The sequence below is a fragment of the Pseudolysinimonas sp. genome, assembly GCF_057350545.1.
On record NZ_JBMRCP010000029.1, the window covers coordinates 17,039 to 43,569 of the forward strand.

Consider the following 26,531-nt stretch of genomic DNA (forward strand, 5'->3'; position numbering starts at 1 on the left):
GTACCAATCTGGTATATTCACTCCCATGGCCATCACCATCCGCATTCCCGACGAACTCGATGCTCGCCTCGACGAGGTCGCCAAGCAGCAGCACACCTCCAAGAGCGCGCTGCTGCTGCAGGGAGCCTCGTGGGTCGTCGAGCGTCACGCGCGGCGGTCGGAGGTGGATGCCGGCCTCGATTTCGTTCTGAGCCATGATGCCGAGCTGCTTCGTCGGCTCGAAGACGCGTGACGCAGTATCTCGAGCTCGACGACGCACTCCAGGCGGTCACACGACTCGGCTTTCACCTCCGCGACGCCGGCCTCCTCGCATCGGCACTCGCGCGACCCGCCACCACGCTGTTCGGACGTGATGCCTACGCGACCTTCGAGCTGAAGGCGGCCGCGCTTCTGGAGTCGGTCGCGCGCAATCACCCGCTCGTCGACGGAAACAAGCGTCTCGCGTGGACGATGACAGTGCTGTTCCTCTGGATCAACGGGTACCGCCACGAGATGCCGACCGACACGGCGTTCGACCTCGTGCTCGGGGTCGCCCGCGGCGAGGTGGAGCTCGCCCAGGCTGCGGGCATGCTGCGCACCCACCTCGTGGCGCGCTGAGCGTCAGTCGAGACCGCGACGCTTGAGCAGCGGCTCGATCACGGCGTCCCGCCCGCGGAACTCGCGGTAGGCGTCGAGGGGATCCTTCGACCCGCCCACCCCGAGCAGCAGCGAGCGGAAACGGTCGCCGTTGGCGCGAGTCAGCCCGCCGTTCGACTTGAACCACTCGACCGTGTCGGCGTCGAGCACCTCGCTCCAGATGTACGAGTAGTAGCCCGCGTCGTAGCCGCCCGCGAAGGTGTGGGCGAAGTAGGCGCTCGAGTAGCGCGTCGGCACGGCGGGGTTGTCGAGCCCGATCTTCGCGAGCGCGGCGGCCTCGAACGCGGCCACGTCGGTCACGGCCTCCGCCTCGGCGCGGCTGAGGGTGTGCCAGGCCTGGTCGAGCAGAGCTGCCGCGAGATACTCGCTCGTCGCGAAGCCCTCGTTGAACGTCTCCGAGTCGCGGATGCGCTGCACGACGCCCGCGTCGATCGGCTCGCCCGTCTCGTAGTGGATCGCGTAGGCGTCGAGCACCTCGGGCCACAGCATCCACATCTCGTTCACCTGGCTGGGGAACTCGACGAAGTCGCGGAAGACGTTCGTGCCGGCGAGCTTCGGGTACGTCACGCGGGCGAAGAGTCCGTGCAGCGCGTGGCCGAACTCGTGGAAGAACGTGCTCACCTCATCGAAGGTGAGCAGCGTCGGCTCGCCCGCGGCGGGCTTGGGCACGTTGAGGTTGTTGACGACCACGACCGGCTGGTCGAGCAGCGTGTTCTGCGCGACGAGGTCGTTCATCCAGGCACCGCCGCGCTTCGAGTCGCGCGTGTAGAGGTCGAGCAGGTAGAGGCCGACGGGGGAGCCGTCGTCGTTCTTCACCTCGAAGATGCGCACGTCGGGGTGGTACCCGACGAGGTCGGTGCGCTCCGTGAACGTGACGCCGTAGAGCGCGTTCGCGGCGCCGAAGACGCCGAGCTTGAGCACCCGCTCGGCCTCGAACCACGGACGGAGCGACGCCGTGTCGACGTCGTAGGTCGCCTGACGCACCTTCTCCGTGTAGTACGCCCAGTCGGCGGCCGTGACGGGGTGGCCGGCGAGCTTCTCGAGCTCGGCCTGTTCCTCGCGCGCGTTCTTCGCGGCGACGGGGGCGAGCTTGCCGAGCATCGCGGCCACGGCATCCGGACTGCCGGCGGTCTCGTCCTTCGTGACGTACGCGGCGTGGTTCTCGAACCCGAGCAGCTCGGCACGCTCGGCACGCAGCCGCACGATCTCGAGCAGCACGGCGGTGTTGTCGTGCGCACCCCCGCGTGAACCGCGGGCCCGGGATGCCGCCATCACCTTCGCACGCACGTCCGGCTTGGTGAGCTCGGCGAGGAACGGGTGACCCGTCGGCAGCACGAGCGTCACGAGGTAGCCCTCGAGTCCGCGGTCGGCGGCGGCCTGCCGCGCGGCGGAGATCTCGCCCGGCTCGAGGCCGTCGAGGTCGCTCACGTCGGTGAGGTGCACGGCGAGGTCGTTGGTGTCGGCGAGGAGGTTCTTCTCGAAGCGGGTCGTGAGTGTCGCGAGCTGCTGGTTGAGCTCCTTGAGACGCTCCTTCTCGGCGTCGTCGAGTCCGGCGCCGGCGAGGGTCATCTCGAGGTACCAGCGCTTCACGAGATAGCGGTCTTCGGGCGTCAGGGCCGACTCGTCCTGGGCCTCGGGCTGGTCGAGCGACTCGTAGACGGTTCGGACCCGCTGGTAGAGGAACGAGTCGAGCAGGATGGCGTCCTGGTGCGCCGCGAGCTTCGGGGCGATGCGCTCCTCGAGCTCGTTCGTGAAGTCGGTCGAGTCGGCCGACGACTTGTTGAAGAACACGTGGGCGACCCGGGCGAGCGTCTGTCCGCTCGACTCGAGGGCGGGGAAGGTGTTGTCGAACATCGGGGCGTCGCGCTTGCGCGTGATCGCGGAGATCTCGGCGAGCTGCTCCGCCATCCCCTTCTCGAAGGCCTCCTCGTAGTGCTCGTCGGCGATGTCGGCGAACGGCGGCAGCTGGTAGGGGAGGGTGCTCTTCGCGAAGAAGGGATTGGTCATGCGTCCACCCTAGGTCGGTCTGACGCGAGTGCAAAGAATCGGTTGCAAAGGAGTAGTTGCAAAGAAGTCTTTGCAAGGGTATCTTTGCAACCATGGGAAACAAGGCGCACGCGGACGACCAGATCGTCCTCGACCTGGCTGCCCTCAAGGCACTGGGGCACCCGCTGCGCGCCCAGATCCTCGATGCGCTCTCCGGCTACGGGCCGGCCACCGCGAGCATGCTCGCCGAGCGCTTCAGCGAGTCGAGCGGGGCGATGAGCTACCACCTGCGGCAGCTCGAGAAGCACGGGCTCGTGCGGGAGGACGCGGAGCGCGGCGTGGGTCGCGAGCGGTGGTGGATGCGCGTCCCGCGTCCCATCTCACTCGACTCGACCTCGTTCGCGCCGGACTCGGCGGAGCGCATGGCGAGCGAGATCGTCGTCATCGAGTGGCAGCGCACCCGGCAGGAGCGACTCCAGCAGTTCCTCGCCCTCGGCATGGAGCGGCTCGGGGCGGAGTGGATCACGAACAGCGGAATCTCCACCTCCAACCTCCAGCTCACGCTCGAGCAGATGGCGGAACTCACCGCTCGCCTCGACACGGTGCTCACCGAGTACGCCGTCCGATACCGCAATCAACGGGTCGCCGGAGCTCGGCCCGTCCAGATCCACATCGACGTCTTCCCCCTGGTGGACGGGGCCATCCAAGGCGGTCCGGGTGTCGGTGGTCAGCAGAAGGATGACGAGTGATGAACGAAGGGAATGTCGCCATGACGTACGACGCGTTCATGGAATGCCCGCAACGCATCAGCGGGGTGCCCGGCATCGCCGTGCGCCTCGGGCGGGCGCTTGAGAACTGGGGCCGGCGCGCGGCCCCGCCGACCGATCGCGAGGCTCTGCGTCGCGACCGTGAGCGGATGCTGGCGAACGAGGCGCGGATGTTGCGCAATGAGAGCCTCGCCCGTCAGCACCCGTAAGGCGACCTGACGGTCGCGGGTCGATCAGTCGAGCGGACTCTCGACGGTCACCGCATCCGCGATCGGGTCGTAACGGAGGGTCGTCCCATCGTCGAGTTCGACGACGGGGCGGCCCTCCAGCCACGTCAGCGTCCACCGCCACCCGGTCGTGTCGACGCCCGCGAGTTCGACCTCGCCCGCCGCGATCGCGGCGACGACGGCGGCGGGCAGCTTCGAGGGCGGCTCCGCGCCGACCTCCCACCGGGTTCCGAGTTGCATCCTCCGACGCTAGTCGCTCTCCGTTTTCAGGAGATCACGTGGCTGGTGTCACCTCGTGAGGAAACGGACATGACATCCGTCGACTTCCGCACCACATCCTCCTGAAAACGGGAAGCGACTCAGTCGGCGAGCGTCGACGCGACCTCGCGGGCCACGAGGATCGTCTCGAATTCGGCGGCGCCGTACGCGTCGCTCGCGACGCGGAGCGGCAGCCCGCACGCGTCGACGGGAGCGCGCACGGCGACCACGTCGCCGGAGTCGAACTCGAGCCACAGCACCCCGGGGTCGAGCAGGGGCTGGCCGCAGGGTTCGGCCGACACCGGCTCGTCGGCCGTGACGTAGGCGTCGAGGACGGCGTCGGAGTCGGAGGTGAGGCGCTGCACGTACTGCACCTTGTTGAGCACGCCCTGCACCTCGTGGAAATCGGCGGTGCAGCGCCGCACCTCGACAACGCCGGTGGGCAGCGCGTCGAGGTGGGCGGGGATGAGCGCGGGGCAGGCGAGCAGCGCGTGCGGGTGAGTGATCGGGATGCCGTCCCACTCCGGCCGCGGATCGGACGGAGGATGCGGAGCCGTCGTGCACCCCGCGAGCAGCAACGCCGCCGCGAGCACCACCGCGCCTCGCCGCATCTAGAGGCGCACCTCGTAGGTGACCCAGCTGGTCTTCTTCGCGAGTTTGTCGTACACCCGCTGCGCGGTGACGTTGTCGTCGGCGGTGATCCAGCGCAGCGTGCCCGGCCCAGCAGCCTTCCCGAGGGCGGTCAGGTGCTCGATGAGCGCCGTGCCGACCCCCGCGCCACGTGCCTCGGGGGTGGTGAACAGGTCGTCGAGGTACCAGTCGGTGCCGGTGCTGAACGTGTCGGGATGCGAGCGGTAGTGCGCCATCCCCACGACGACGCCGTCCTGCTCGGCGACGAGGGCATCCACCCGACCGGCGGGGTCGAGCAACAGCCCCCAGACGTGGTCGAGCTGGGCGTCGTCGAACGAGGTCTCGTAGAAGGTGCCGTAGTCGCGGAACAGCCGCCGCCACACCTGCTCGTCGGCCGGGTCGATCGCTCGGACCGTGATGCTCACGACTCCTCCGCCAGCACGACGTCGCTCACCGCGATCTCCTCGGCCACGACGAGCTCGAGCGTCTCGATGCGGCCGACGGCCCGGAGGTCGTCCGCGGCCTCGGCGAGGATCGCCGGACCGGCGAGGGTCGCGCTCACCACGGGGGTCTTCTGCGACGCTTGCGCCTCGGTCTTCGCCCGGCGGATGCCGATGAGCGCGGCGCTCACCGCAGGCAGCAGTCCGCGGGGGGCGTCGGCGGACAGCGACGGCCACGCCGCGGTGTGCACGGAGCCGGAATGGGTCCAGCTCCACACCTCCTCGGTCGCGAACGGCAGTACGGGCGCGAGCAGGCGGAGCAGCACGTCGATCGCCTCGCGGAGGGCCGCCACCGACGAGCCGTCGCCCGCGTACGCGCGTTCCTTGACGAGCTCGAGGTAGTCGTCGCAGAACGTCCAGAAGAACTGCTCGGTCACCTCGAGGGCGCGCGCGTGGTCGTAGGACTCGTAGGCCTGCGTCGCCTGGCGGACGACATCCGCGAGGGTGGCGAGCATGTCGACATCCAGCGGGTTCGTGATCGAGGTCTCGACACGCGCCTCCGGCGCTGCTCGACCACCGAGGTCGGCCTCGAAGGAGTAGACGAACTTGGCGGCGTTGAGCACCTTGATCGCGAGGCGGCGACCGATCTTCATCTGCTTCGGGTTCTGCGGATCGAAGGCCGCATCCGTGCCGAGACGCGACGACGCCGCCCAGTAGCGCACCGCATCCGCGCCGTGCTCCTCGAGGATCGCGCCGGGGGTGACGACGTTGCCCTTCGACTTCGACATCTTCTTGCGATCGGGGTCGACGATGAAGCCCGAGATGCCGGCGTTCGCCCACGGGATGCCGCCGTGCTCGAGCTGGGCCCGCAGCACCGTCGAGAACAGCCAGGTGCGGATGATGTCCTGCCCCTGACTGCGCAGGGAGTAGGGGAAGACGAGGGAGAAGAGCTCGTCGTCGGTGCCCCAGCCGGCCGCGATCTGCGGGGTGAGCGACGAGGTCGCCCAGGTGTCCATGATGTCGAACTCGCCCTCGAAGGCGGTGCCGCGCTGGTCTTCGGTGAAGCCCGGGGGCACGTCGCTCGACGGGTCGACGGGCAGCTGGTCCTCGCTCGGCACGATCACGCGACCGCGCTCGCCGTCGGCATCCAGCTCGTACCAGACCGGGATCGGTACGCCGAAGAAGCGCTGGCGCGAGATGAGCCAGTCGCCCGTGAGGCCGCCGACCCAGTTCTCGTAGCGCACGCGCATGAAGTCGGGGTGGAAGGCGATCTCCTTGCCGGCATCCAGCAGCCGCTGCTTGAGCGCCTCGTCGCGCGCTCCGTTCGAGATGTACCACTGGCGCGTGGAGACGATCTCAAGCGGCTTGTCGCCCTTCTCGAAGAACTTCACCGAGTGGGTCGTCGGCTTGGGGTCGCCGATGAGGTCGCCCGACTCCTTCAGCAGTTCGACCATCGCGGCCTTCGCACTGAACGCGGTCTTGCCGGCGAGTTGCGCATACGCCTCGCGGCCGGCGTCCGTGAACAGGTCGGCGGCGGGCGCCTCGGAGAGCAGCCGACCGTCGCGGCCCATGACCGTGCGGGTCGGCAGGTCGAGTTCGCGCCACCACACGACATCCGTCTGGTCGCCGAACGTGCAGATCATCGCGATGCCGGTGCCCTTGTCCTGCTGGGCGAGGTGGTGCGCGAGCACGGGCACCTCGACACCGAAGACGGGCGTCGTGACCGTCGTGCCGAACAGGTGCTGGTAGCGCTCGTCGTCGGGATGCGCGACGAGCGCCACACAGGCCGGCAGCAGTTCGGGGCGGGTGGTCGAGATCATCACGGCGCCGCCGTCCGGGGCGTGGAACGTGATGTCGTGGTAGGCCGCGGGCTGGTCTTTGTCCTCGAGCTCGGCCTGGGCGACGGCGGTGCGGAACGTGATGTCCCACAGGGTCGGCGCCTCGGCCTGGTACGCCTCGCCGCGCGCGAGGTTGCGCAGGAACGCACGCTGGGCCACCGTCTGCGCCTCGGCCCCGATCGTGCGGTAGGTGAGCGACCAGTCGACGCTCAGGCCCATGCCGCGCCAGAGGTCTTCGAACTGCTTCTCGTCTTCGACCGTCAGCCGTTCGCAGAGCTCGATGAAGTTGCGCCGCGAGATCGGCACCTGAGGGGCGTTCGAGGGCGCGTCGCCGTCGAACGGCGGGGTGAACTGCGCGTCGTAGGGGAGCGACGGGTCGCAGCGCACGCCGTAGTAGTTCTGCACGCGACGCTCGGTGGGCAGGCCGTTGTCGTCCCAGCCCATCGGGTAGAAGATGTGCTCCCCGCGCATGCGGTGGAAACGGGCCGCGAGGTCCATGTGCGTGTAGGAGAACACATGCCCGATGTGGAGCGAACCCGACGCGGTCGGGGGAGGGGTGTCGACGCTGAAGACACTGCCGGCGGCGAGGGCCGCGGCGCGATCGAACCGGTAGGTGCCCTGCGACTCCCAGCGCTGTGACCAGGTGGGCTCGAGCCCCTCGAGGGCGGGCTTCTCAGGGATGCCCGGGGTGGGGATGGCAGACGTCATGGGGTGCTCCGGTTCGATATGCGCGGCACCGAGTCGATGGTGAGGTGCCTGGTTGTGTGCCGCGATTCTACGCGCGAAACGTCAGCGGCACTCCTGCGACAGCGCGATGAGCGCATCCGAGGGGCGACCGTAGACCGACTCCCCGCTGCCGTCGGCGGTGTACCCCCGGCCGATCGCCCACGCTGTCGCCCACGATTCCTCCTCGCCGGGGTAGAGGTCGGATTCGAAGAAGAGCACGTTGCAGTCTTCGCGGGCGAGGATGGCGTGGCCGACCTCGTGCACGACGAGCGCCTGCACGCCCGCGCCCGGCCACTGCGCCGCGACGCTGTCGGAGAGGGTGACGGTCGCCTGCCCGCCGTCGGCCGTCCGCCAGTAGCTCGTGCCGCCGTAGCTGCCGCCCGTGCCGTAGCCGTTCACCGTGACGGCCCAGTCGAACTCGAGCATGACGCCGCCCGACAGCGACCGTGCGAACTCCTGCACCGCCATCCGCGCGTCGAAGAGGGGGCCGGCCTTCTCCGCGAGCTCCGCGGCGTGCGACGCCTCGAGAGCATGCGCGGTGTCGACGTAGGCCGCGACCGATTCGCCGATCTGGTCGGGCGCGGCGCCGTCGAGCGCGTCGACCGCGCCTCGGAAGGCGATACGCGGGGCGTTGTTCCCGTCGAAGTTGGTCGCCTCGACGGTGGGTGCCGCGGCCGCCAGTGCGTCGCGGAGCTCGGTGAGTGCCGCGTCGACTTCGGAATCGTCCGTCACGATCTGTGTCGCGGTCGAGCGCAGTCCGTCGGCGTTCCCGTGGATCTCCTCGGTGCCGAGGCTCTCGACGTCGACGGCGAGGGAATCGTCGGCCTCCGTGACGGTGGCCTCGAGCAGTTCATGGCTCTCGGTCACCGCGGCGAGGGCGTCGGCAGGGAGGAGCGGATCGGCGGCGAGGGCCAGCACCTCGTCGGCCTCGGCACGAGTCGTTTCGGCTGCCTGCAGCACCGCGCGGAGGTCGTCTTCCGCGGCGCTGTTCTGCGCGAGGGCATCACCGCGCGCGACGGCCTGGGCGATGAGGATGCCGCCGACGACCGCGGCCGCGATCAGCACGGCCGCGACGACGAGCACGAGAACGAGAGGGCGCCTCATACCCTCGACCCTAAGCGTCGAGTCGTGCTCAGGAACCCCAGTTCACGTCCTCGTAGGTGACCGTGCGGCTGACGTGCTCGCCGCCGGGCCCGACGAGGGTGATGGTGACATCGAGGTACTGGTCGTGGTTGCACGGGAACAGATGTTCGTCGGTCAGGTCGTTCTGCGTACCCGCATCCGCGTTCGGGAATCGCAGGTAGTTGTCGTCTTTGGCATCCTCATCGCTCGGCGTGTACCAGGCCTCCACGGCGTTCGCGGCCCGCCACGAGAATGTGATCTCGGGCTTGTCCTGCTCGCCGGTCGGGTCGCACTCGACGGTGAGGTCGGCATCGAAGCTCGTGAAGCGCGTCGAGTTGTCGACGGGCGGCGGGGCCGCCTCCGTCTCGACCGCGGTCGGCGTGGGCGTGGGGGTCTCGGTCGTCGTCGCGGTCGGGGTGGGTGTCGGGCTGTCGCCGGCGTTCGGGTTCGCGGAGCTCTGCCCGATGAGCAGGAACGTGATGGCGACGACCGCGAGCAGCAGCAGCCCGGCCACGATCGCGAGGATCAGGATGACGCGGTTCTGCCGACCGGCCGGCGGGGGAGGGGCGCCCGCGTCACCCGGCGCGGGCAGAGGCATCGTGGTCATCCGTCGTCCCCCTTCTGATCAGTTGCGGTAGCCGGTGTTGGTGATCGTGAACGTCTTGTTGACGTGGGCGCCGTTGTTGCCGACCACGGTGAGGGTCATCGTCGAGGACGCTGCGTTGCACGGGAAGTAGATCGGATCGTCGTTGTCGTAGATGTGCGTCTGGTTGCCCTGGAGGGGCATCTCGAAGATGCCCTGATCGGCGGCGTCGTCGGTGCCGAAGATGAACCAGACGGACTGCGCGTTCTTGGCGGTGTAGCTGAACTTGATGATCGCGGGCGGGCCGGGTTCCTCACCCGAGTCGACGGGTTCGGGGCATTGCACGTTGGGTGCCGAGAATGCCGCGAATCCGGGCGACGTGTCCGGCGGCGGGGGTGGCGGTGCCTGCGTCTCGACCGGGGTGGCGGGCGGCGCCGTGGTCGGCGTCGGAGTGGGAGTCGGGGTGAGGCTCTCGGTCGGCGTGGGCTCCGCGTTCGGCGGCGGGGTGGTGTCGGCCTGCGGCACCGTCCCGGGCCGCGGCTGCAGCACCAACACGGTGACGAGCACGGTGATCGCGACGAGGAGGGCCGCGCCGACGCCGAGGAGGACGAAGAGGAGGGTGCGGAACTTCCTGCGCTCTTCGACGAGCTCCGCGTCGGTTCCGCCGGTCTCGGGGAGCCGCTGTGTCGGGGTGTCGTCGCTCATGCCGATCCTCACCTGTCGCCGGTGCTGTCCCCCGGACGGGTCACAGCATAGGGGTACAGATCGGTCGACGGCAATGCAAACTTGTTCTAGTGAAGTTAGAACAATAAGATGAGGTCATGCTGATCCGGATCGATCCCGCCTCGAACGAGACGATCTTCAGCCAACTCGCCGCCTCCGTCCGCGCCGAGATCGGCCGCGGTGTGCTGCGCCCCGGTGATCGACTGCCGTCCGCGCGCGAGCTCGCGGCGTCCCTCGACGTCAACATCCACACCGTTCTCCGGGTCTACCAAGACCTGCGCGACGAGGGCCTCATCGACCTGCGCCGCGGTCGGGGGGCTGTCGTCACCGAGCACGCCGCGCCGTCGGCCGAACTGCTCGACGCCGTGGGTGCGCTCACCGCCGAGGCTCGACGCCTCGGCGTGGCTCCCGCCACCCTCATCGCCATGATCAAGGAGGCCTATCCCTCATGAACGCACCCCTCGCCTCTCGCCGCCGCCCGCGTGTGCCGCTGCCCGTCGCGGGCATCCTGATCCCGGCGCTGATCTCGCTCGCCGGGGTGGTGATCGCGCTTCTCGTCGCCCCGGGCGGGGAGGTCGTCGTCCACTGGGCGATCGACGGCACCCCCGACGGCTTCGCCCCCGCGTGGACCGTGGTCGCCGGGATGGCCGTACTCGCCTTCGTCGCGCCGCTCACCTTCGGGCTGTTGCTCATCGCGACGCGGCGCGAAGGGCCGTCGCGGCTCCAGAAGTTCCTCGCCGGTGTGGGCGTCTGGCTCGCCGCGTTCCTCACCGTGCTCGGCCTCTGGATCCTGATCGGGCAGCGCGCCGGCGCGGAGAGCGCACCGCCGGTGTGGACCGGGCTGCTGCTCGCCGCCGCCACGGGGCTGGCGTTCGCGCTGCTCGCCGGCTGGCTCACCCCGCCTGCCGTGGCGGTCGACCCGAGCGGCCACGCCGTCGCCCCGATCGCCCTCGCCGCCGGGGAACGCGCCGTCTGGGTGGGACGCACCCGCCTCGCGACGGCAGGGATCGTCGCGATCGTCGCCGCGATCCTCGTCTCCCTCGCCGCGTCGATCGTCGCGATCATCCTCACCGAGGGTCGCGTCGGAGCCGTGCTCGTGGTGCCGCTCGTGATCACCGCGCTGCTCCTGCTGACCTCGAGCTGGACCGTGCGCATCGACGACTCCGGGCTCGAGGTGCGCAGCGCGGCGGGCTGGCCGCGATTCCGGATGGCTTCGGCTCAGGTCGCCTCGGCGGGCACGACCGAGGTGCAGGCGCTCGGCGAGTTCGGCGGCTGGGGCATCCGCACGGGTCGCGGGCGCCGCCTCGGGATCGTGATGCGTTCGGGCGCCGCGCTCGAGGCCCAGAACCGCGACGGCCGTGCCCTCGTCGTCACGGTGGACGACGCGGGCACGGCCGCGGGGCTGCTGGGTGCCGTCGCGGAGCGAGCCGCGACGACGGGCGGTCGCTAGACCTCGTCGATCGGACGCACGAAGCGGGTCGCCGCGAAGGCCGCGACGGCCGTGACGAGCGACATCACGGTGAGCACGACGCCCGGATGCCACCACGCGAACCCGCTCGCCTCACCGAGGATGAGCGTGAGCGCCGGCACGAACCCGGAGATGACCGCCGCGAGCGAGTAGGCGAAGGAGATCGCCGAGTAGCGGAAGCGACCTGGGAACAGGTCGGCGAGCATCCCGCCGAGCCCCGCCCACGCCATCGTCGGCAGGATGCCGCCGATGATCATCGTGCCGACGAGGATCGGGAACGTCGCGAACTGCAGCAGGAAGTACATCGGGAACGCGATCAGGAGCGTGCCGACGGCCCCGATCGCCACGAGGCGCGCCGAGCCGATGCGCGTCGCCCACCAACCGAAGAGCGGGATCGTGACGAGCTGCAGCAGTCCGCCGATCGTCGTCGCGATGAGCAGATCCTGGTACGAGAACCCGAGCACGCTGACGCCGTAGTTCACCGTGTAGGTGTTCATGAGCGAGTACGACCCGATGCCGAGCAGCGCCCCGCCGATGGCGATGACGAGTGCCATCGGCGCCTTCGCGAACACCTGGGCGAGCGGCACCCGGGGGAGTGCCTGCGCCGCGGCGGCGGCCTTGAAGACCGGGGTCTCGTCGATCGACCACCGCAGGTAGAGCGAGACGAGCAGCAGCGGCACGGCCGTGAGGAACGGGATGCGCCAGCCCCACTCGACCATCTCGGCCGGGCTCACGACGGCGGTCATGAGCAGGAAGAGCGCGGCGGCGAGGATGGAGCCGATCGGCGAGCCGAGCTGCGGGAAGGCCGCCGCGAACGCGTGGCGCTTCGGGGTGGCGTGCTCGGTCGCGAGCAGCACGGCGCCGCCCCACTCGCCGCCGAGCGAGAGGCCTTGCACGAGACGCAGCACGATGAGCAGGATGGCGCCGACCCAGCCGGCGACGGCGTACGGGGGCAGGAGGCCGATGAGGCCCGTCGCGACGCCCATGATGCCGATCGTCCAGAGGAGCGTGCTGCGCCGTCCGATGCGGTCGCCGAGGTGGCCGAAGATGATCGCGCCGAGGGGGCGGACGACGAAGCCGATCGCGATGCCGAGGAACGCGGCGAGGGTTCCCCCGACCGGCCCGAGCGGCTCGAAGAAGAGCGGGCCGACGAAGAACGCCGAGAAGTAGGCGAAGACGTAGAAGTCGTACGACTCGAGCGACGTCCCGACGAGGGCCGCCCAGGCGACGCGGCGATCGGTGCGGGGCGCGGCGCTCGGGGGCGCGGCGGGGGCTGTGGTGGTCACGGTCTCTCTCTAATTAGTAGACTGAGTATGGATATCTCGGTGGCGACGACAGCATAGGGGAGAGACAGGATGGCCGCAGGCCCGGGTCGCCCCCGCGCGTCGTCGCGCCGCACGATCGAGGAGGCGGCGCTCGAGCTGTTCCTCGAGAACGGCTACGGCGGCACGTCGATCGACGACATCGCGCGTCGCGCCGGCGTCGGTCGCGCGACGGTGTTCTCCTACGTCACGGCCAAGTCCGACCTGCTCTGGTTCGACGCCGACGCTGCCCTCGACGACCTCGAGGGCGAGCGCGGCCGGGGCACCCCGGTGCTGCCCGCACTGCTCGCGACCGCTCGCCGGATCGGCGCCGACCGGGTTCCTCTCGCCGTGACGCAAGCCGACGTGCTGGGCGTCCGCGCGGAGCTCGAGCTCTCGGCGATGCCCCGCCTCGTGCGGCTCGAGCGGCTGCTGCGCACCGGCTCGGGTCTCGAGGCGCGCGTCGAGGCGGCATCCCTCACGGCGGTCACCGCCGTGGCGTGGATGTCGTGGGCGTCGGCGGGGATCGGTCGCGGGGCCCTCGCCGACACGCTCCAACGCGCTCTCGCGCACCGCGGCGACGAGGTGTCCTGACCGGGTTCCGTCGCGTGCGGCACCGGCTCTCAGCGATCGCCGCCGGCGACGAGAGCGGCGAACTCCTTCGTGGGAGCGAGCCCGAGCGCGGCCTGCAGGAGCACGCTGTAGCGTTCGAGGATCTCGACGGCGGCGCCCCGGTTGCCCATCGCGAGCTGCACGCGAGCGAGGGCGACGTGGGGGCTCTCCCGCAGCGGGTCGATGCGCATCGCGGCGCGGGCGGCTCGCGCCGCCTCCCCGAACGAGTCCGCGTCGAGAAGGCGTTGGGCGAGTGCCTCGAGCGCGTTCATGCGCAGATACCGCCAGTCCTCCGCCTCCGCGAGAATCCAATCGTCGTACCAGTTCGGCAGGAGTTCGCGCGAGAGCGTGGCGATCGCCGCCGAGGTGACGTCCTCATCCCCGGCAGGGCCCGCGTTGATCAGGCGGTGGGCGAGCGACTGAGCCTCACGCAGGTCGACCTCGACCGAGTCAGCCAACCTCAGCCCCGTCGACGACGAACTGAGCGAGGCTCGCGCCTCGGGCTCGAGCCTCGCGATCGCCGACCGCAGGCTGTCGCCGGCATGGCCGTCGGAGACGTCGGGCCACATCGTCCCGGCGAGCGAGATGCGGGCGATGGCTCGGTCGCGCAGGGCGAGGAACACGAGCAGCCGCTGCGAACCGGGGGAGAGTTCGACCCGCAGCCCGTCGACGAGCAGCTCGAAGGTGTCCAAGACCGACATCCGGACCTCGGGCGACACCGGGGGAGCATCCTGATTCTTCGAGCTCGCCGCGACGACGTCCACGACGTCCAGCATCTCGCCGGTCGACAGCGGATCCCATTCGCGACTCCACTCGTCGAGGGCGCGCAGCGCCACCTCGAGTCCCCGGCCCTTCTGAGTGGGGACGAAGTGCTCCTCACCCTGGAGGTCCGTCTCGGACGACAGGATGCCGGCGGCCACGAGCGCGCCGAGCCGCGAATCCAAGAGGTCGGGCGCGATCCCGAGGAACGACAAGAACTCTTCGCGGCGCGTCGTACCCCGCAGGAGCGCCTCGCCGATGACGGGGAGGCTCCACCTTTCGAATTGCAGCATGCCGTGACACCCCCTGACGGGTGTGGAACTCACAGCATACGCCGGAACACGGCCGTCCCCCCGGACGACCGTGCCCCTGTTCCCCCCTTCGCCAGGCGTCGACCTCCCCCGAGGTCGGCGCCCGGCGAGGTTCATGCGCGCGTGGTGGGCAGCCCGCGCAGCCGTCGGCCGGCGGCGGAGCTCGCGAGCATCAGCACCCCGATCGACACGATCAGAGCCGCCGTGATCGCGGCGCTCGGGTCATCCCCGGTCTCCGCGAGCTCATCCGGGTGCACGGCGACGCGACGCTCGCTCCCCGGAAGAACTGCGTCTTCTTCCTCGTCCGCCTCGACAGCGGCCGGTGTGATGCTCGTCCGCATCGCCGTGGCGCAGACGATGAGCGAGCCGCCGCCGTTCGCGGAGTAGTTGCACTGCGACACCGTCACGTACAGCGCGGCGCTTGTCGTCGATCCAGGCGTCACGATGCAGGTGAGCGACGAGCCACCCCCGTTGTCGGAGTTGTTGCACTGGTCGATCGCCGCGCCGCTCGTCGACGCGGGGTCGGGTGAGCAGGCGCGCAGCACGATGCCGCCACCGCCGAGTGAGTCGTTGCACTGGTTGACGGTGGCCGGAACGGCCGTGGCGTCGCCGACGATGTTGTTGGTGACATCCACCGAGCAGTGCATCGAGGCTCCGCCTCCGTCGAGCGACGAGTTGCACTGCGACACGCTCGTGACCAGTTCGGTCGACGACACGGTCGTCGGACCCTCGCAGGTGAGTGCGGTGTTCGCGTCGCCGCTGCAGCGCGTGTACGTGGTCGTCGAGCTCGTGACGCCCGTGGCGAGGTCGAGGTTGTTGACCACGGTCACGGTGCAGTCCATGCCGAGGGCGGGCGTGTTGAAGACGCTGTCGCAGTGCCCGTACGGCGCGGCCTGTGCGGCCGGTGCCGTCGGACCGACGCCCGTCATGCCGAAGCCCGTCATGACGAGCGCGAGGCCCGCCGTGGCGAGGATCGCGAGAGCGCGGCGCATCCCCCGATGCGTGTGGCCCACCCCCGTCGGCCTGGTGATGATGTGTTCCATGTGATTCCCCCTTGTTCTCGCCAGCGTGCGCGCGCCGGTGTGACGGCGCCGTGACGGTGCGCCGGGCCTGTGCGGGAAGCGAACGCCGAGGGGTCCGCGCGCGCGACGTGAATCGCCTAAACTCGGGGCAACGACGTCGATCCGGCCATCACCGGGGAGTCTCCGGAAGAACGGCCCCTCGGGGCTCAGTAGAACCGGGCGGGCGGGCCCGTCACAGCCTGGCTAGAGCGGCGCATCCGCGGGATGCGCAAGCGAGGTGGTACCGCGGCAGCCCTGCTTTCCCTGAGCAGCAGTCGTCCTCGTGTCAGAGACCGACACTCGAGGAACCTCATGCCCTATCCCCAGATCCCCGCGTCTCCCGACTTCCCGGAGATCGAGCGCGGCATCCTGGCGTTCTGGAAGAAGGACGACACGTTCCGCGCGTCGGTCGAGAATCGCGACGGCTGCGAGGAGTGGGTCTTCTACGACGGACCGCCGTTCGCCAACGGTCTGCCGCACTACGGCCACCTGCTCACCGGCTACGCGAAAGACCTGTTCCCGCGCTACCAGACGATGCGCGGCAAGCAGGTGCACCGCCGCTTCGGGTGGGACACCCACGGGCTCCCCGCCGAACTCGAGGCGGAGCGCCAGCTCGGCATCACCGACAAGAGCCAGATCGAGCAGATGGGCATCGCCGCGTTCAACGCGGCCGCCAAGAAGTCGGTGCTCACCTACACCAAGGAGTGGGAGGAGTACGTCACCCGCCAGGCGCGCTGGGTCGACTTCGAGAACGACTACAAGACGCTCGACGTGACCTTCATGGAGAGCGTCGTCTGGGCGTTCTCGGAGCTCTACAAGAAGGGCCTCGCGTACGAGGGCTACCGCGTGCTGCCCTACTGCTGGCGCGACCAGACCCCGCTCAGCAACCACGAGCTGCGCATGGACGACGACGTCTACAAGATGCGCCAGGACCAGTCGGTCACCGTCACCTTCCCGCTCGTCGGGGAGAAGGCGGAGGCGCTCGGGCTCACCGGAGTGCAGGCGCTCGCCTGGACGACGACGCCGTGGACGCTCCCGACGAACGCGGCGCTCGCCGTCGGGCCCGACATCGGCTACGCGGTCGTGCGCTCCGCCGACGGTGCGTCCGAGTACCTCCTCGCGACCGACACGGTCGACGCGTACAAGAAGGAACTCGGGTACGGACCCGACGACGACGCGTGGGACAACATCCGCACGACCGTCGTCGGCAGCCAGCTCGACGGCGTGCACTACGAGCGGCTGTGGGACTTCTTCAGCGACGAGTACGGCCCGAACGCGTACCGGATCCTCGTCGCCGACTACGTCGCGACCGGCGACGGCACCGGCATCGTGCACCAGGCGCCGGCGTACGGCGAAGACGACCAGCTCACGACCGGAGCGGCCGGCATCCCGGTCGTGCTCTCGGTCGACGACGCGGGGCGCTTCCTTCCCGTCGTCGAGGATGTCGCGGGGCTGCAGGTGTTCGAGGCGAACCCGCTGCTCGTCAAGAAGCTGCGCGACGACGGTCGGCTGTTCCAGCTGAAGTCGTACGAGCACTCGTACCCGCACTGCTGGCGGTGCCGGAACCCCCTGATCTACAAGGCGGTCTCGTCGTGGTTCGTGCGCGTCACCGACATCAAGGACCGCGCGGGCGTGCTCAACCAGGAGATCACCTGGGTGCCCGACAACGTCAAGGACGGCCAGTTCGGCAAGTGGGTCGCGAACGCGCGCGACTGGTCGATCTCGCGCAACCGCTACTGGGGTTCGCCCATCCCGGTGTGGAAGTCGGATGATCCCGCCTTTCCGCGCGTGGACGTCTACGGGTCGCTCGCCGAGCTCGAGGCCGACTTCGGTCGCCTGCCGACGAACCCCGACGGCGAGGTCGACCTGCACCGGCCGTACATCGACGACCTCACGAGGCCGAACCCCGACGACCCCACGGGCAACTCGACGATGCGCCGCATCCCGGATGTTCTCGACGTGTGGTTCGACTCGGGCTCGATGCCGTTCGCGCAGGTGCACTACCCGTTCGAGAACGCCGAGTGGTTCGAGTCGCACAACCCCGCCGACTTCATCGTCGAGTACATCGGGCAGACGCGCGGCTGGTTCTACGTCATGCACGTGCTGTCGACGGCGCTCTTCGACCGTCCCGCGTTCCGCAACGTCATCAGCCACGGCATCGTGCTCGGAAACGACGGGCAGAAGATGTCGAAGTCGCTGCGCAACTACCCCGACGTGAACGAGGTGTTCGACCGCGACGGCGCCGACGCGATGCGCTGGTTCCTCATGTCGTCGTCGGTGATCCGCGGCGGCAACCTCGTCGTCACCGAGGAGGGCATCCGCGGGGGAGTGCGCGAGCTGCTGCTGCCGCTGTGGTCGACGTACTACTTCTTCACCCTCTACGCGAACAGCGCCGGCGTCACCGCGACCCGGCGCACCGATTCGACCCACGTGCTCGACCGCTACATCCTCGCCAAGACCCGCGAGGTGCTCGAGGTCGTCACCGGCCACCTCGACGAGCTCGACAGCCCGTTCGCCGCGCAGGCGCTGCGCGACTTCGGCGACGTGCTCACCAACTGGTACGTGCGCCGGTCGCGCGACAGGTTCTGGGACGGCACCGATCGGGATGCCTTCGACACCCTGTACACCGTGCTCGAGACGCTCACCCGCATGGCGGCGCCGCTGCTCCCGCTCGTCGCGGAGGAGGTCTGGAAGGGCCTCACCGGCGGCCGTTCGGTGCACCTGACCGACTGGCCTGCCGTCGACGAGTTCCCCGCGGATCCCGCGCTCGTGGCCGCGATGGACGGCGTGCGCGAAGTCGCTTCGTCGGCGCTCGCGCTGCGCAAGGCGCAGAAGCTGCGGGTGCGGCTGCCGCTCGCGACGCTCACGATCGTGACACCCGGAGCCGCGGCACTCGAGCCGTTCCGCTCGGTGCTCGAGGACGAGCTCAACGTCAAGCACGTCGTGCTCGAGCCGTTCATGCCCGAGAGCCTCGACCAGCACGGCATCGAGCGGCGGCTCACCGTCAACGCCCGTGCCCTCGGTCCGCGGCTCGGCAAGCAGGTGCAGGACGTCATCCGCGAGGCGAAGGCCGGCAACTGGAGCGCCGATCCGTTCGTTCGCGTGGGCGACGTCGAACTGCAGCCCGGGGAATACGACCTCGTGCTCGCGTCGGCCGATCCGGATGCCGCAGTCGCCTTCCTCTCCGACGGCGGCTTCGTCGTGCTCGACACCGCCGTGACGCCGGCGCTCGAAGCCGAGGGTCTCGCCCGCGACGTCATCCGCGCGGTGCAGCAGGCGCGCAAGGATGCCGGGCTCGACGTCAGTGATCGCATCGCGCTCACCCTCATCGGTGACCCGGCCGCGGTGGCGGCTGTCGGCATCCATCGCGACCTCATCGCGGGGGAGACCCTCGCGACGACGCTCACCGCGAAGACCGGGGAGAATGGAGCCACCTCCGTGGGCGCCGGTTCCGCGGTGACGATCGAGCTGGAGCGCGCATGAGCGACGACGACACCTCGGACGACTTCGTCGTCGACGACGACGCCGACTACCAGCAGGCCGCCGACGCGGTCTACGCCGAACTGCTCGTGCGCATCGGGGAGGCCGTTCCGCAGCCGCGGCTCGAGCCCACCCGCAAGGCATGCGAGCTGCTCGGCGACCCGCAGCGGTCCGCGCCCGTCGTGCACATCACCGGCACCAACGGCAAGACGTCGACCTCGCGGATGATCGAGGCGATCCTGCGCGCTGCCGGCCTCCGCACGGGCCTGCTCACCTCGCCGCACCTGGTGCGGGTCAACGAGCGCATCGTCATCGACGGCATCCCGGTCTCGAACGAGGCGCTCGTGCGCAACTGGCGCGACATCGCCCCGTACCTCGCGATCGTCGATGCCGAGCTCGTCGCGAACGGCGAGGAGGCCCTGTCGTACTTCGAGGCTCTCACGGTGCTCGCGTTCGCCGTCTTCGCCGACGCCCCGGTGGATGTCATGGTGCTCGAGGTCGGCATGGGCGGCGAGTGGGACTCCACGAACGTCGCCGACGGTCAGGTCGCCGTCTTCACCCCGATCGCCCTCGACCACCAGGCGCGCCTCGGCAACACGGTCGGCGAGATCGCGAAGACGAAGGGCGGCATCATCAAGCCCGCCGCCACCGTGGTGACTGCCATCCAACAGCTTGAGGCGATGGACGAGCTGCGGGCAGCCGCCGCGCACGATGAGGCGACGATGGTGATCGAGCTCCTCGACTTCGCGCTCGAGTCGACGACCGTCGCGGTCGGCGGACAGGTGATCACGGTGCGCGGTCGCGCGGCGACCTACTCCGACCTCTTCCTCCCGCTGTACGGCGACTACCAGGGCCAGAACGCCGCGCTCGCGATCGCCGCGGTCGAGTCGTTCCTGGGCGACGGCACCCTGCCGCTCGGACCCGACGTCATCGCCGAAGGGCTCGCGAACGCGACCTCGCCGGGACGCCTCCAGCTCATCGGCATCGAGCCGACCGTCTTCGTCGACGCCGCGCACAACCCGCACGGGGCGAAGGCGCTCGCGGGCGCGATGACGGAGTACTTCGACTTCCAGGAGATCGCCGTCGTCATCGCGGTGCTCGGCGACAAGGACGCCCACGGCGTCTTCGCCGAGCTCGCCCCGATCGCCGAGCGCTTCCACGTCACGCGATCGCAGTCCGAGCGGGCGATGGAGGTCGACGAGCTCGCGCAGATCGCCCTCTCGGTGTCGCACGAGGACGCCGTGTACCCGTACGACGAGTTCGAGGACGCCGTCGAGGCGGCGCGCGAGTGGGCGCAGCAGGGTCCGAGCCGCGCGGTGCTCATCACGGGGTCGATCACCCTCGTCGGCGAGGCGATCGCGCTCGCCGACGCCGGGGGATGGAAACCTGCCGCCGGCCGTGAGGACGCGTCGTGAGCACCGACGAGACGTCGCCCGCCACGGGCCGTCCGGCGCGGCGACGCGTGCGCCGCGAGCGTGGGGTGACCGAGACGCTGCTCTCCGTCGTGCTCGTGCTCGAGGCCGTCATCCTGATCTTCGCCGGACTCACCCTCATCGGGCTCTCCGAGTACCCGTTGTGGATGATCCTCGGCGGCACCGGGTGGGCCGTCGCGATGTACCTGCTGGTCTCGCAGTTGCAGAGGTGGACGTGGGGCATCGTGCTCGGCGGCATCCTGCAGGTCGTCCTGATCGCGACCGGGTTCCTGCACGCGTTCATGTTCGTCATCGGCGCCGTGTTCGCGGGGCTATGGGTGTGGTGTCTGGTGCGCGCACGGCGCATCGAATCGTTGCGGCGTGGAGCCGCGGAAGGAGTCGGCGGATGAGCGTCGAAGAAACCCTCGTACTGGTCAAGCCGGACGGCGTGGCCCGCAACCTGACCGGCGAGATCCTGCGCCGCATCGAGGCGAAGGGCTACCAGCTCGTCGACGTGCGGCTCGTGCAGGCGTCGCGGGAACTGCTCGCCCAGCACTACGCCGAGCACGAGGGAAAGCCGTTCTACGAGCCGCTCGTCGAGTTCATGGAGTCGGGTCCGATCGTCGCGTTCCGGGTCGCCGGCAACCGCGTCATCGAAGGCTTCCGTGCCCTCGCCGGCACGACCGACCCGACGACCGCCGCCCCCGGCACCATCCGGGGCGACCTCGGCCGCGACTGGGGTCTCAAGGTGCAGCAGAACCTCGTGCACGGCTCCGACTCGCCCGAGTCCGCCGCCCGCGAGCTCGACCTCTGGTTCCCCTCCGCGGAGTAGAGGTCGCTATTTGCCCGAAATGGCCCCTTCCCGCTTCGCGAAGGGGCCATTTCGGGCAATCAGCTCTGTGCGCGCGCCATCCCCGCGCGGATGAGCGCCACGAGACTCGCCTGATCGCGCAGATCGTCGGCGTTGAGCTCGAGAATCGTCCATCCGGCGATCCGGAGGCGCTCGCGGCGACTCATGTCGCGGCGCCACTGAGCTGTCGTCCGGTGGCCGTCCCCCTGGTACTCGATGGCGAAGCGAAGCTCCGGCCACGCGAGATCCAGCCGATAGCCGCGCCCGGTTTCGAGGTCGACGAGCTCATGGTTGACGGCTGGGGATGGCAGACCTGCCCACACGCACGCGAGTCTCAGATGCGACTCCGGGCGCGACTCAGCACGGTCATCGCTGTAAGCGAGGGCGAGCGGGAGGTGCCTGTGGCGGCTGATCCGGTCGCCGAATAACCTCCGCTCTGCAAGTTCGTCGCGGGTTGTCAGCGGACGTGCGTGATGGGTCAGGTAGTCCGTGAGAGCGACATGGTCGCGAAGGTCGAGCGCGCGAGCCATCTCGCACCACGTGCGCGCGGGGGAGCTGATCCGGAGTTCCGCGAACTCGATGATGTCGGTCGGCGCGACGCGACGGCTGTGTCCTATGAGCCCGCGTGCGTGCGGCGCTCGCCGCGGCGCCTCGACGGTCACGTGGACAGTCGCCAACTGCTCCAGCCGTTTGGGGAGGGGCGCGCCCAGTAGTAGCGCGGCGGTCGAGTGGCTGAAGAAGGCTTCGGGGGTCAACCTCGCCGCGAACGCGAGGCAGCGGGCTCGAAGTTCGGCGAGCGAGCCGGCCTCCGCGCGCACGCCGTGGATCCGTGCGTCGAGGTCCCGAGATCGAAGCCGCTTCCGCGTCACCCCGTGGTGGTCAGCTTCCCTGGTCGTGAACGGTGCGGCCCGGAGTTCGGGAGGGAGTGGCGTGGATGGATGAGGCATCCCGACAGACTGTCGCGGCGCTCGCGCGGGTAGCGGCGCGGTCGAGGCGGCTGCTGATTGCCCGAAAGCGCCCCATCCTGTGGAGGAATGGGGCGCTTTCGGGCGAATAGCGAGAACTCGCTCCGAGAATTACGGCGTCGGTGTGGGCGTCGGGGTCGGGTCGGCGTCGCCGTCCGAACCCGAGCCCTCCCGCACCGACTGCACGAACGCGGCGAACTCGGCCGTGGAGGAGAGGTCGGCGGGCTGGTACTTGACGCCGTTGACGAGGATCGTCGGGGTGCCGGTGACGCGCTCCTCGTCGGTGTTCGGCAGCGGGCCCGCGAGTGCGCGGTCGGTGGCGGCGGCGACCCAGCCCTTGAACTCCTCGTTGTTGATGCACGGCTCGACGCGGTCGGAGGTGACGCCCGCGCCCTTCACGAGCTCGACGATCTCGCCGTTGGTGAGGCCGTTGCCCGTCTCGGCGGGCTGCTGCGCGAAGAACGCCGCACTCACGTCGAGGAAACGCTCGGGCTCGTAGGCGGCGACGCACGCCGCCGCGTTGGCCGAGCGAGCCGAGTACCGGTCGCCGAGGAAGGCGCGATCGAGCAGGTCGATCGGGTGCACCTCGAGGGTGGCTTCACCCGAGGCGACGAGCTCTTCGATCTGCGCGGCATTGGCCGTCTCGAAGAGGGCGCAGAACGGGCAGCCGAAGTCGATGTAGGTGACGATCCGCACCGGGGCGTCGTAGGCATCCGGATCGGTGGCGACGGGCTCGTCGTCGGCGTCGAGGGCCGGGGTCTCGACGACCGCGACCTCGCCGTCGGAGCCGCGGAACAGCACGCCGTCCGACGCCATGTTGACCGGCCCGGGCCCTTCGGGTCGCGTCGCGAGCCAGATTCCGCCGCCGATCGCGCCGAGCAGCGCGACGACGCCGACGGTCGCGCCGACGCGGATCAGGATGCGGTTGCGGGCTTGCGCCTTGAGCCTCTTCTCGCGCTCGGCGCGCGCCATCTCGCGCGCGATCTCTCGCTTCTGATCCTTGGTGAGACGTTCCTGGGCCACGGTGGACGACCTTATCGGGTGAGTTCTATGGATTGGCTCAGAGCGAGGGTTTGGCTCAGAGCGTGCCGACGGCGAGGCGGCTGAGGATGTCGAGCTGCAACTGCGCGAGGAGCACGACCACCGCGTAGCTCACGATGATGACCGGGATCACCCATGAGCGCAGCAGGCGCCCGAATCCGACGAGGCGCGACCCGAACACCCCCTCGGCGAGGTTGCGCGACGTCAGCACCCAGAAGAGCGGGATGGTGACCGACCAGACGAGCATGCACCACGGGCACAGCGTGCGGAGGTCGTAGAGGCTCTGCGAGATCAGCCAGATGACGAACACGAGCGCGCCGAGCACTCCGACGTTGAAGAGCGCCCAGAACCAGCGGGCGAAGCGCGCACCCGCGAGCAGGCCCACCCCGACCGCGATCGGCGCCACGAACCCGCCGAGCCCGAGCAGCGGGTTGGGGAACCCGAACACCTCGCCCTGCCACGACGAGAGGTTCTCGCCGCACTGCACGAGAAGGCTGAAGTTGCAGTCGAGGTCGGCCTCGGGGTTCTCGAGCAGCAGGATCTTGTCGACGGTCAAGGCGAAGGCCGCGTACCACCCCAGCGCGCCGGCGACGATCAGGAAGATCGCGAGGGCGAGCGGTCGGCGCGGGGTCTCGGTGTCGGGCACGACTCGATTATCGGCCACGCCGCCCGCAGGAGTGCCCGGCACGTCGATGAGTGGGATGAAGCACGCGCGTGCGATACTGGACCGCAAGCCGACCGGGCCGCGCCCGGTCGCACCAGATGAAGCTTTCCGGGCAACAATCCCGGGCCACGAGTGCCGAGCTAGTTCGAGCACCGTGTCGGATGCCAGTTCCGAGTCGCGCAGTGACAGTGCGCAGGTGGGCACACCGCACCGTTCAGGGGAACGGCGGCCACCATCCAGAAGAGTTCGCGGCACCGCCGAGGCGGCCCGCACGAGATTTCCCGGCGGGCAGCGCGGCTCCCTCCCGGGCAAGGAGCACCAGCGATGGTGAAGAAGTCGGACATCCAGCCCAAGAGCGCTGTGTCGCACGTCTCAGCCGAATCCGAGTCGGGCCTGGTGATTCCCGAGGCCGAGATCGAGGCGTCGTCGAAGCCGAAGCGGTCGCGCTCGAAGAAGAGCGACGAGAGCCAGGATGCCGCTCCCGCGGCCGAGAAGAAGAAGTCGCCGGCCCGGAAGAAGCGGGGTGAGAGCGACGCTCCGGCGGACGCCGCCGACGCGACCACGCCCGACGCCCCGGCGGCGAGCCCGTTCTCGCTGCTGTTCCAGGCGCCGCCCATCCCGACCCCGGTGATCTCCGACGGACCCGACGACTCCGACTCCGAGGCGCCCACGGCATCCTCGCGTCGTCGCACGCGTCGCCGCTCGGGCGAGGCGCCGCGCGACGGCGACGACGCCCCCAACACGACGGTGCGCGTGCGTCAGCCGCGTCAGGCGCCGGTCATCACCGAGCCGCAGCGCATCAAGGGCTCGACGCGTCTCGAGGCGAAGAAGCAGCGTCGCCGCGACGGCCGCGACGCGGGTCGACGTCGTCCCGTCATCACGGAGGCCGAGTTCCTCGCGCGTCGTGAATCGGTCGACCGTGTCATGGTGGTGCGCAGCAAGTTCGGGCGCATCCAGATCGCCGTGCTCGAAGACGGCGTGCTCGTCGAGCACTACGTCGCGCGGGCACAGGACGCGAGCCTCATCGGCAACGTCTACCTCGGTCGCGTGCAGAACGTGCTGCCCTCGATGGAGGCCGCGTTCGTCGACATCGGGCGCGGACGCAACGCCGTGCTCTACGCCGGCGAGGTCGACTGGGAGGCCGCCGCGGCCGCCGCGGAGAGCGACGGCAACAAGAACCAGGCCCGCAAGATCGAGCTCGCGCTCAAGCCGGGCGACAAGGTGCTCGTGCAGGTCACGAAAGACCCGGTCGGTCACAAGGGCGCGCGTCTGACGAGTCAGGTGAGCCTGCCGGGGCGCTACCTCGTGTACGTGCCCAACGGCTCGATGAACGGCATCAGCCGCAAGCTCCCCGATACCGAGCGCGCGCGCCTGAAGAAGATCCTCAAGGAGGTGCTGCCCGACGAGAACGGCGTCATCGTGCGCACCGCCGCGGAGGGCGCCACGGAGGAGCAGCTCACCCTCGACGTGCAGCGTCTGCTCTCGCAGTGGGCGGAGATCGAGCGCGCCGTCGAGACGCAGCCCGCGCCGGCGCTCCTGCACAGCGAGCCCGACCTGCTGCTGAAGATCGTGCGGGATGTCTTCAATGAGGACTTCCACAAGCTGGTCATCGAAGGCGACGACGCCCTCGAGACGATCTCGGGCTACCTCAACGCCGTCGCCCCCGATCTCGTGGAGCGTGTCGAGAAGCACGTGAGCGACCGAGACTCGTTCGACGAGTTCCGCGTGAGCGAGCAGATCGACAAGGCGCTCGAGCGCAAGGTGTGGCTGCCGTCGGGCGGCTCGCTCGTGATCGACCGCACCGAGGCGATGACCGTCGTGGATGTCAACACCGGCAAGTTCGTCGGCTCCGGCGGCAACCTCGAGGAGACGGTCACCCGCAACAACCTCGAGGCCGCGGAGGAGATCGTGCGTCAGCTCCGGCTGCGTGACATCGGCGGCATCATCGTCGTCGACTTCATCGACATGGTGCTCGAGTCGAACCGCGACCTCGTGCTGCGCCGCCTCGTCGAGTGCCTGTCGCGCGACCGCACGAAGCACCAGGTGGCGGAGGTCACGAGCCTCGGCCTCGTGCAGATGACCCGCAAGAAGCTCGGTCTCGGGCTCATCGAGTCGTTCAGCGAGAACTGCGAGCACTGCGCGGGCCGCGGCATCATCGTGCACCACGAGCCCGTGTTCAAGCACCGCACGCCGAACGAGGCATCGTCGAGCAACGGCCCGGCGTCGGGCGGCTCGTCCCGCAGCCGTCGTGGCCGTGGCGGCAGCGGCGGAGGGAACACCCCCGCGGGCTCCGGCGTGAAGAACGGGGTGGGCGGCGCCGGCACCCACGCGATCACCGAAGACGTCAAGAACGCGCTCGCCCAGATCGCCAAGAGCACCGTGCACACCGAGGGTGAGGCTGCCCCGTCGGACGGTTCGTCGCCCGAGATCTCGTCGGCCGAGAAGGTCGCCGTCGCGGCGGCCGAGACCGCCGTCGAGATCCTCGACATCCCGGTGCCGAAGTCGTCGCGCGGGGCCCGTCGCGTCAGCACGAAGGATGCCGAGAACATCCTCGGCTCAGTACTTCAGGCGCTGCCCGAGCCGAAGCCCGCCGGACGCGGTCGTCGTGGCTCGCGTCGCGCGCCGAGCGCCGGAACCGCCGAGTCGTCTCCCGCGGCCGAGTGAGCCGGGG

General features: G+C 69.7%; 26 protein-coding genes. 12 read left to right on the forward strand and 14 right to left on the reverse strand.

Going from position 1 to position 26,531, the window contains the following annotated elements; translation table 11 throughout:
* Window positions 1-25 precede the first annotated feature (25 nt).
* Both ACO1X9_RS03695 and ACO1X9_RS03700 read left to right on the forward strand, forming a co-directional pair.
* On the forward strand, window positions 26-232 hold the full coding sequence (locus ACO1X9_RS03695; protein WP_486349479.1) for a ribbon-helix-helix protein, CopG family: 207 nt from the start codon (window positions 26-28) through the stop codon (window positions 230-232).
* Window positions 229-597, forward strand: coding sequence for a type II toxin-antitoxin system death-on-curing family toxin (locus tag ACO1X9_RS03700; protein WP_486349480.1), 369 nt, complete (start codon window positions 229-231; stop codon window positions 595-597). Before ACO1X9_RS03695 ends, ACO1X9_RS03700 begins: the two co-directional genes overlap by 4 nt.
* Window positions 598-600: 3 nt before the next feature.
* Here the strand turns inward: ACO1X9_RS03700 and ACO1X9_RS03705 are convergent, their stop codons facing one another.
* A complete protein-coding gene (locus ACO1X9_RS03705; RefSeq protein WP_486349481.1) occupies window positions 601-2,643 on the reverse strand; it encodes a M3 family metallopeptidase in 2,043 nt (680 codons plus the stop codon).
* 92 nt (window positions 2,644-2,735) lie between these two features.
* Between ACO1X9_RS03705 and ACO1X9_RS03710 the strand changes: the two genes are divergently transcribed.
* Window positions 2,736-3,371: a helix-turn-helix domain-containing protein gene (locus ACO1X9_RS03710; RefSeq protein ID WP_486349482.1), complete on the forward strand. Its 636-nt coding sequence runs from the start codon at window positions 2,736-2,738 to the stop codon at window positions 3,369-3,371.
* Between the two features lie 20 nt (window positions 3,372-3,391).
* Window positions 3,392-3,598: a hypothetical protein gene (locus ACO1X9_RS03715; RefSeq protein ID WP_486349483.1), complete on the forward strand. Its 207-nt coding sequence runs from the start codon at window positions 3,392-3,394 to the stop codon at window positions 3,596-3,598.
* Window positions 3,599-3,622: 24 nt separating this feature from the next.
* Here the strand turns inward: ACO1X9_RS03715 and ACO1X9_RS03720 are convergent, their stop codons facing one another.
* The 7 genes from ACO1X9_RS03720 to ACO1X9_RS03750 form a co-directional block, all read right to left on the reverse strand.
* Complete coding sequence (locus tag ACO1X9_RS03720; RefSeq protein ID WP_486349484.1) at window positions 3,623-3,856, reverse strand: hypothetical protein; 234 nt, start codon at window positions 3,854-3,856, stop codon at window positions 3,623-3,625.
* A 119-nt stretch (window positions 3,857-3,975) separates the two neighbouring features.
* Window positions 3,976-4,485, reverse strand: a complete 510-nt coding sequence (locus ACO1X9_RS03725; protein ID WP_486349485.1) for a hypothetical protein — start codon at window positions 4,483-4,485, stop codon at window positions 3,976-3,978.
* Window positions 4,486-4,929 carry a GNAT family N-acetyltransferase gene (locus ACO1X9_RS03730; protein WP_486349486.1) on the reverse strand — a complete coding sequence of 148 codons (444 nt, stop codon included), beginning with the start codon at window positions 4,927-4,929 and terminating at the stop codon, window positions 4,486-4,488.
* A complete protein-coding gene (valS, locus tag ACO1X9_RS03735) occupies window positions 4,926-7,490 on the reverse strand; it encodes a valine--tRNA ligase (RefSeq protein WP_486349487.1) in 2,565 nt (854 codons plus the stop codon). Before valS ends, ACO1X9_RS03730 begins: the two co-directional genes overlap by 4 nt.
* Window positions 7,491-7,571: 81 nt before the next feature.
* Entirely contained in the window at window positions 7,572-8,612 is a 1,041-nt protein-coding gene (locus tag ACO1X9_RS03740; protein WP_486349488.1) for a hypothetical protein, read from the reverse strand.
* Window positions 8,613-8,640: 28 nt separating this feature from the next.
* Complete coding sequence (locus tag ACO1X9_RS03745; protein ID WP_486349489.1) at window positions 8,641-9,237, reverse strand: hypothetical protein; 597 nt, start codon at window positions 9,235-9,237, stop codon at window positions 8,641-8,643.
* An 18-nt stretch (window positions 9,238-9,255) separates the two neighbouring features.
* Window positions 9,256-9,918 (reverse strand): hypothetical protein, encoded by a 663-nt coding sequence (locus ACO1X9_RS03750; RefSeq protein ID WP_486349490.1) that lies wholly within the window; start codon window positions 9,916-9,918, stop codon window positions 9,256-9,258.
* A 116-nt stretch (window positions 9,919-10,034) separates the two neighbouring features.
* On the opposite strand from ACO1X9_RS03750, the gene ACO1X9_RS03755 reads away from it, so the two are divergent.
* Together ACO1X9_RS03755 and ACO1X9_RS03760 are read left to right on the forward strand one after the other, a co-directional pair.
* Window positions 10,035-10,388 (forward strand): GntR family transcriptional regulator, encoded by a 354-nt coding sequence (locus tag ACO1X9_RS03755; RefSeq protein WP_486349491.1) that lies wholly within the window; start codon window positions 10,035-10,037, stop codon window positions 10,386-10,388.
* Window positions 10,385-11,386: an SdpI family protein gene (locus ACO1X9_RS03760; protein ID WP_486349492.1), complete on the forward strand. Its 1,002-nt coding sequence runs from the start codon at window positions 10,385-10,387 to the stop codon at window positions 11,384-11,386. The genes ACO1X9_RS03755 and ACO1X9_RS03760 overlap by 4 nt, the downstream gene beginning before the upstream one ends.
* On the opposite strand, the gene ACO1X9_RS03765 is transcribed toward ACO1X9_RS03760, so the two are convergent.
* Complete coding sequence (locus ACO1X9_RS03765) at window positions 11,383-12,690, reverse strand: MFS transporter (RefSeq protein ID WP_486349493.1); 1,308 nt, start codon at window positions 12,688-12,690, stop codon at window positions 11,383-11,385. The two genes, ACO1X9_RS03760 and ACO1X9_RS03765, sit on opposite strands and share 4 nt — an antisense overlap.
* A gap of 69 nt (window positions 12,691-12,759) precedes the next feature.
* Here ACO1X9_RS03765 and ACO1X9_RS03770 point away from each other — a divergent pair, with 69 nt between their 5' ends.
* Window positions 12,760-13,299, forward strand: a complete 540-nt coding sequence (locus tag ACO1X9_RS03770; RefSeq protein ID WP_486349494.1) for a TetR/AcrR family transcriptional regulator — start codon at window positions 12,760-12,762, stop codon at window positions 13,297-13,299.
* A 29-nt stretch (window positions 13,300-13,328) separates the two neighbouring features.
* Here ACO1X9_RS03770 and ACO1X9_RS03775 read toward each other — a convergent pair whose 3' ends face one another.
* The gene (locus ACO1X9_RS03775) at window positions 13,329-14,369 is read right to left on the reverse strand and encodes a BTAD domain-containing putative transcriptional regulator (protein WP_486349495.1); all 1,041 of its coding nucleotides are present in this window, start codon (window positions 14,367-14,369) and stop codon (window positions 13,329-13,331) included.
* Window positions 14,370-14,500: 131 nt separating this feature from the next.
* The gene (locus tag ACO1X9_RS03780) at window positions 14,501-15,430 is read right to left on the reverse strand and encodes a hypothetical protein (RefSeq protein WP_486349496.1); all 930 of its coding nucleotides are present in this window, start codon (window positions 15,428-15,430) and stop codon (window positions 14,501-14,503) included.
* Between the two features lie 330 nt (window positions 15,431-15,760).
* On the opposite strand from ACO1X9_RS03780, the gene ileS reads away from it, so the two are divergent.
* Genes ileS through ndk form a run of 4 tightly spaced genes read left to right on the forward strand, consistent with a single transcriptional unit; the run spans window position 15,761 to window position 21,172 of the window.
* Window positions 15,761-18,931 (forward strand): isoleucine--tRNA ligase, encoded by a 3,171-nt coding sequence (ileS, locus tag ACO1X9_RS03785; RefSeq protein WP_486349497.1) that lies wholly within the window; start codon window positions 15,761-15,763, stop codon window positions 18,929-18,931.
* Window positions 18,928-20,343, forward strand: coding sequence for a bifunctional folylpolyglutamate synthase/dihydrofolate synthase (locus tag ACO1X9_RS03790; RefSeq protein WP_486349498.1), 1,416 nt, complete (start codon window positions 18,928-18,930; stop codon window positions 20,341-20,343). Before ileS ends, ACO1X9_RS03790 begins: the two co-directional genes overlap by 4 nt.
* Entirely contained in the window at window positions 20,340-20,750 is a 411-nt protein-coding gene (locus tag ACO1X9_RS03795) for a DUF4233 domain-containing protein (RefSeq protein WP_486349499.1), read from the forward strand. The genes ACO1X9_RS03790 and ACO1X9_RS03795 overlap by 4 nt, the downstream gene beginning before the upstream one ends.
* Complete coding sequence (gene ndk, locus ACO1X9_RS03800; RefSeq protein ID WP_486349500.1) at window positions 20,747-21,172, forward strand: nucleoside-diphosphate kinase; 426 nt, start codon at window positions 20,747-20,749, stop codon at window positions 21,170-21,172. The genes ACO1X9_RS03795 and ndk overlap by 4 nt, the downstream gene beginning before the upstream one ends.
* A gap of 59 nt (window positions 21,173-21,231) precedes the next feature.
* On the opposite strand, the gene ACO1X9_RS03805 is transcribed toward ndk, so the two are convergent.
* The 3 genes from ACO1X9_RS03805 to ACO1X9_RS03815 all read right to left on the reverse strand — a co-directional run bounded on the left by ACO1X9_RS03805 (window position 21,232) and on the right by ACO1X9_RS03815 (window position 23,842).
* A complete protein-coding gene (locus ACO1X9_RS03805; RefSeq protein WP_486349501.1) occupies window positions 21,232-22,008 on the reverse strand; it encodes a hypothetical protein in 777 nt (258 codons plus the stop codon).
* Window positions 22,009-22,266: 258 nt separating this feature from the next.
* Window positions 22,267-23,178: a DsbA family protein gene (locus tag ACO1X9_RS03810; protein ID WP_486349502.1), complete on the reverse strand. Its 912-nt coding sequence runs from the start codon at window positions 23,176-23,178 to the stop codon at window positions 22,267-22,269.
* A 55-nt stretch (window positions 23,179-23,233) separates the two neighbouring features.
* On the reverse strand, window positions 23,234-23,842 hold the full coding sequence (locus ACO1X9_RS03815) for a vitamin K epoxide reductase family protein (RefSeq protein WP_486349503.1): 609 nt from the start codon (window positions 23,840-23,842) through the stop codon (window positions 23,234-23,236).
* Between the two features lie 342 nt (window positions 23,843-24,184).
* Between ACO1X9_RS03815 and ACO1X9_RS03820 the strand changes: the two genes are divergently transcribed.
* Entirely contained in the window at window positions 24,185-26,524 is a 2,340-nt protein-coding gene (locus tag ACO1X9_RS03820; RefSeq protein WP_486349504.1) for an Rne/Rng family ribonuclease, read from the forward strand.
* The last annotated feature ends 7 nt before the right edge of the window (window positions 26,525-26,531 follow it).

What these genes read in the sequence shown, in the direction of transcription:
- ACO1X9_RS03710 (WP_486349482.1), top strand. Translation starts at nt 2,736, where the DNA reads ATGGGAAACAAGGCGCACGCGGACGACCAGATCGTCCTCGACCTGGCT.
- ACO1X9_RS03715 (WP_486349483.1), top strand. Translation starts at nt 3,392, where the DNA reads ATGACGTACGACGCGTTCATGGAATGCCCGCAACGCATCAGCGGGGTG.
- ACO1X9_RS03820 (WP_486349504.1), top strand. Translation starts at nt 24,185, where the DNA reads ATGGTGAAGAAGTCGGACATCCAGCCCAAGAGCGCTGTGTCGCACGTC.
- ACO1X9_RS03760 (WP_486349492.1), top strand. Translation starts at nt 10,385, where the DNA reads ATGAACGCACCCCTCGCCTCTCGCCGCCGCCCGCGTGTGCCGCTGCCC.
- ACO1X9_RS03770 (WP_486349494.1), top strand. Translation starts at nt 12,760, where the DNA reads ATGGCCGCAGGCCCGGGTCGCCCCCGCGCGTCGTCGCGCCGCACGATC.
- ACO1X9_RS03740 (WP_486349488.1), bottom strand. Translation starts at nt 8,612, where the DNA reads ATGAGGCGCCCTCTCGTTCTCGTGCTCGTCGTCGCGGCCGTGCTGATC.
- ACO1X9_RS03725 (WP_486349485.1), bottom strand. Translation starts at nt 4,485, where the DNA reads ATGCGGCGAGGCGCGGTGGTGCTCGCGGCGGCGTTGCTGCTCGCGGGG.
- valS (WP_486349487.1), bottom strand. Translation starts at nt 7,490, where the DNA reads ATGACGTCTGCCATCCCCACCCCGGGCATCCCTGAGAAGCCCGCCCTC.
- ACO1X9_RS03695 (WP_486349479.1), top strand. Translation starts at nt 26, where the DNA reads ATGGCCATCACCATCCGCATTCCCGACGAACTCGATGCTCGCCTCGAC.
- ACO1X9_RS03775 (WP_486349495.1), bottom strand. Translation starts at nt 14,369, where the DNA reads ATGCTGCAATTCGAAAGGTGGAGCCTCCCCGTCATCGGCGAGGCGCTC.
- ileS (WP_486349497.1), top strand. Translation starts at nt 15,761, where the DNA reads ATGCCCTATCCCCAGATCCCCGCGTCTCCCGACTTCCCGGAGATCGAG.
- ACO1X9_RS03790 (WP_486349498.1), top strand. Translation starts at nt 18,928, where the DNA reads ATGAGCGACGACGACACCTCGGACGACTTCGTCGTCGACGACGACGCC.
- ACO1X9_RS03745 (WP_486349489.1), bottom strand. Translation starts at nt 9,237, where the DNA reads ATGACCACGATGCCTCTGCCCGCGCCGGGTGACGCGGGCGCCCCTCCC.
- ACO1X9_RS03780 (WP_486349496.1), bottom strand. Translation starts at nt 15,430, where the DNA reads ATGGAACACATCATCACCAGGCCGACGGGGGTGGGCCACACGCATCGG.
- ACO1X9_RS03755 (WP_486349491.1), top strand. Translation starts at nt 10,035, where the DNA reads ATGCTGATCCGGATCGATCCCGCCTCGAACGAGACGATCTTCAGCCAA.
- ACO1X9_RS03705 (WP_486349481.1), bottom strand. Translation starts at nt 2,643, where the DNA reads ATGACCAATCCCTTCTTCGCGAAGAGCACCCTCCCCTACCAGCTGCCG.
- ACO1X9_RS03720 (WP_486349484.1), bottom strand. Translation starts at nt 3,856, where the DNA reads ATGCAACTCGGAACCCGGTGGGAGGTCGGCGCGGAGCCGCCCTCGAAG.
- ndk (WP_486349500.1), top strand. Translation starts at nt 20,747, where the DNA reads ATGAGCGTCGAAGAAACCCTCGTACTGGTCAAGCCGGACGGCGTGGCC.
- ACO1X9_RS03750 (WP_486349490.1), bottom strand. Translation starts at nt 9,918, where the DNA reads ATGAGCGACGACACCCCGACACAGCGGCTCCCCGAGACCGGCGGAACC.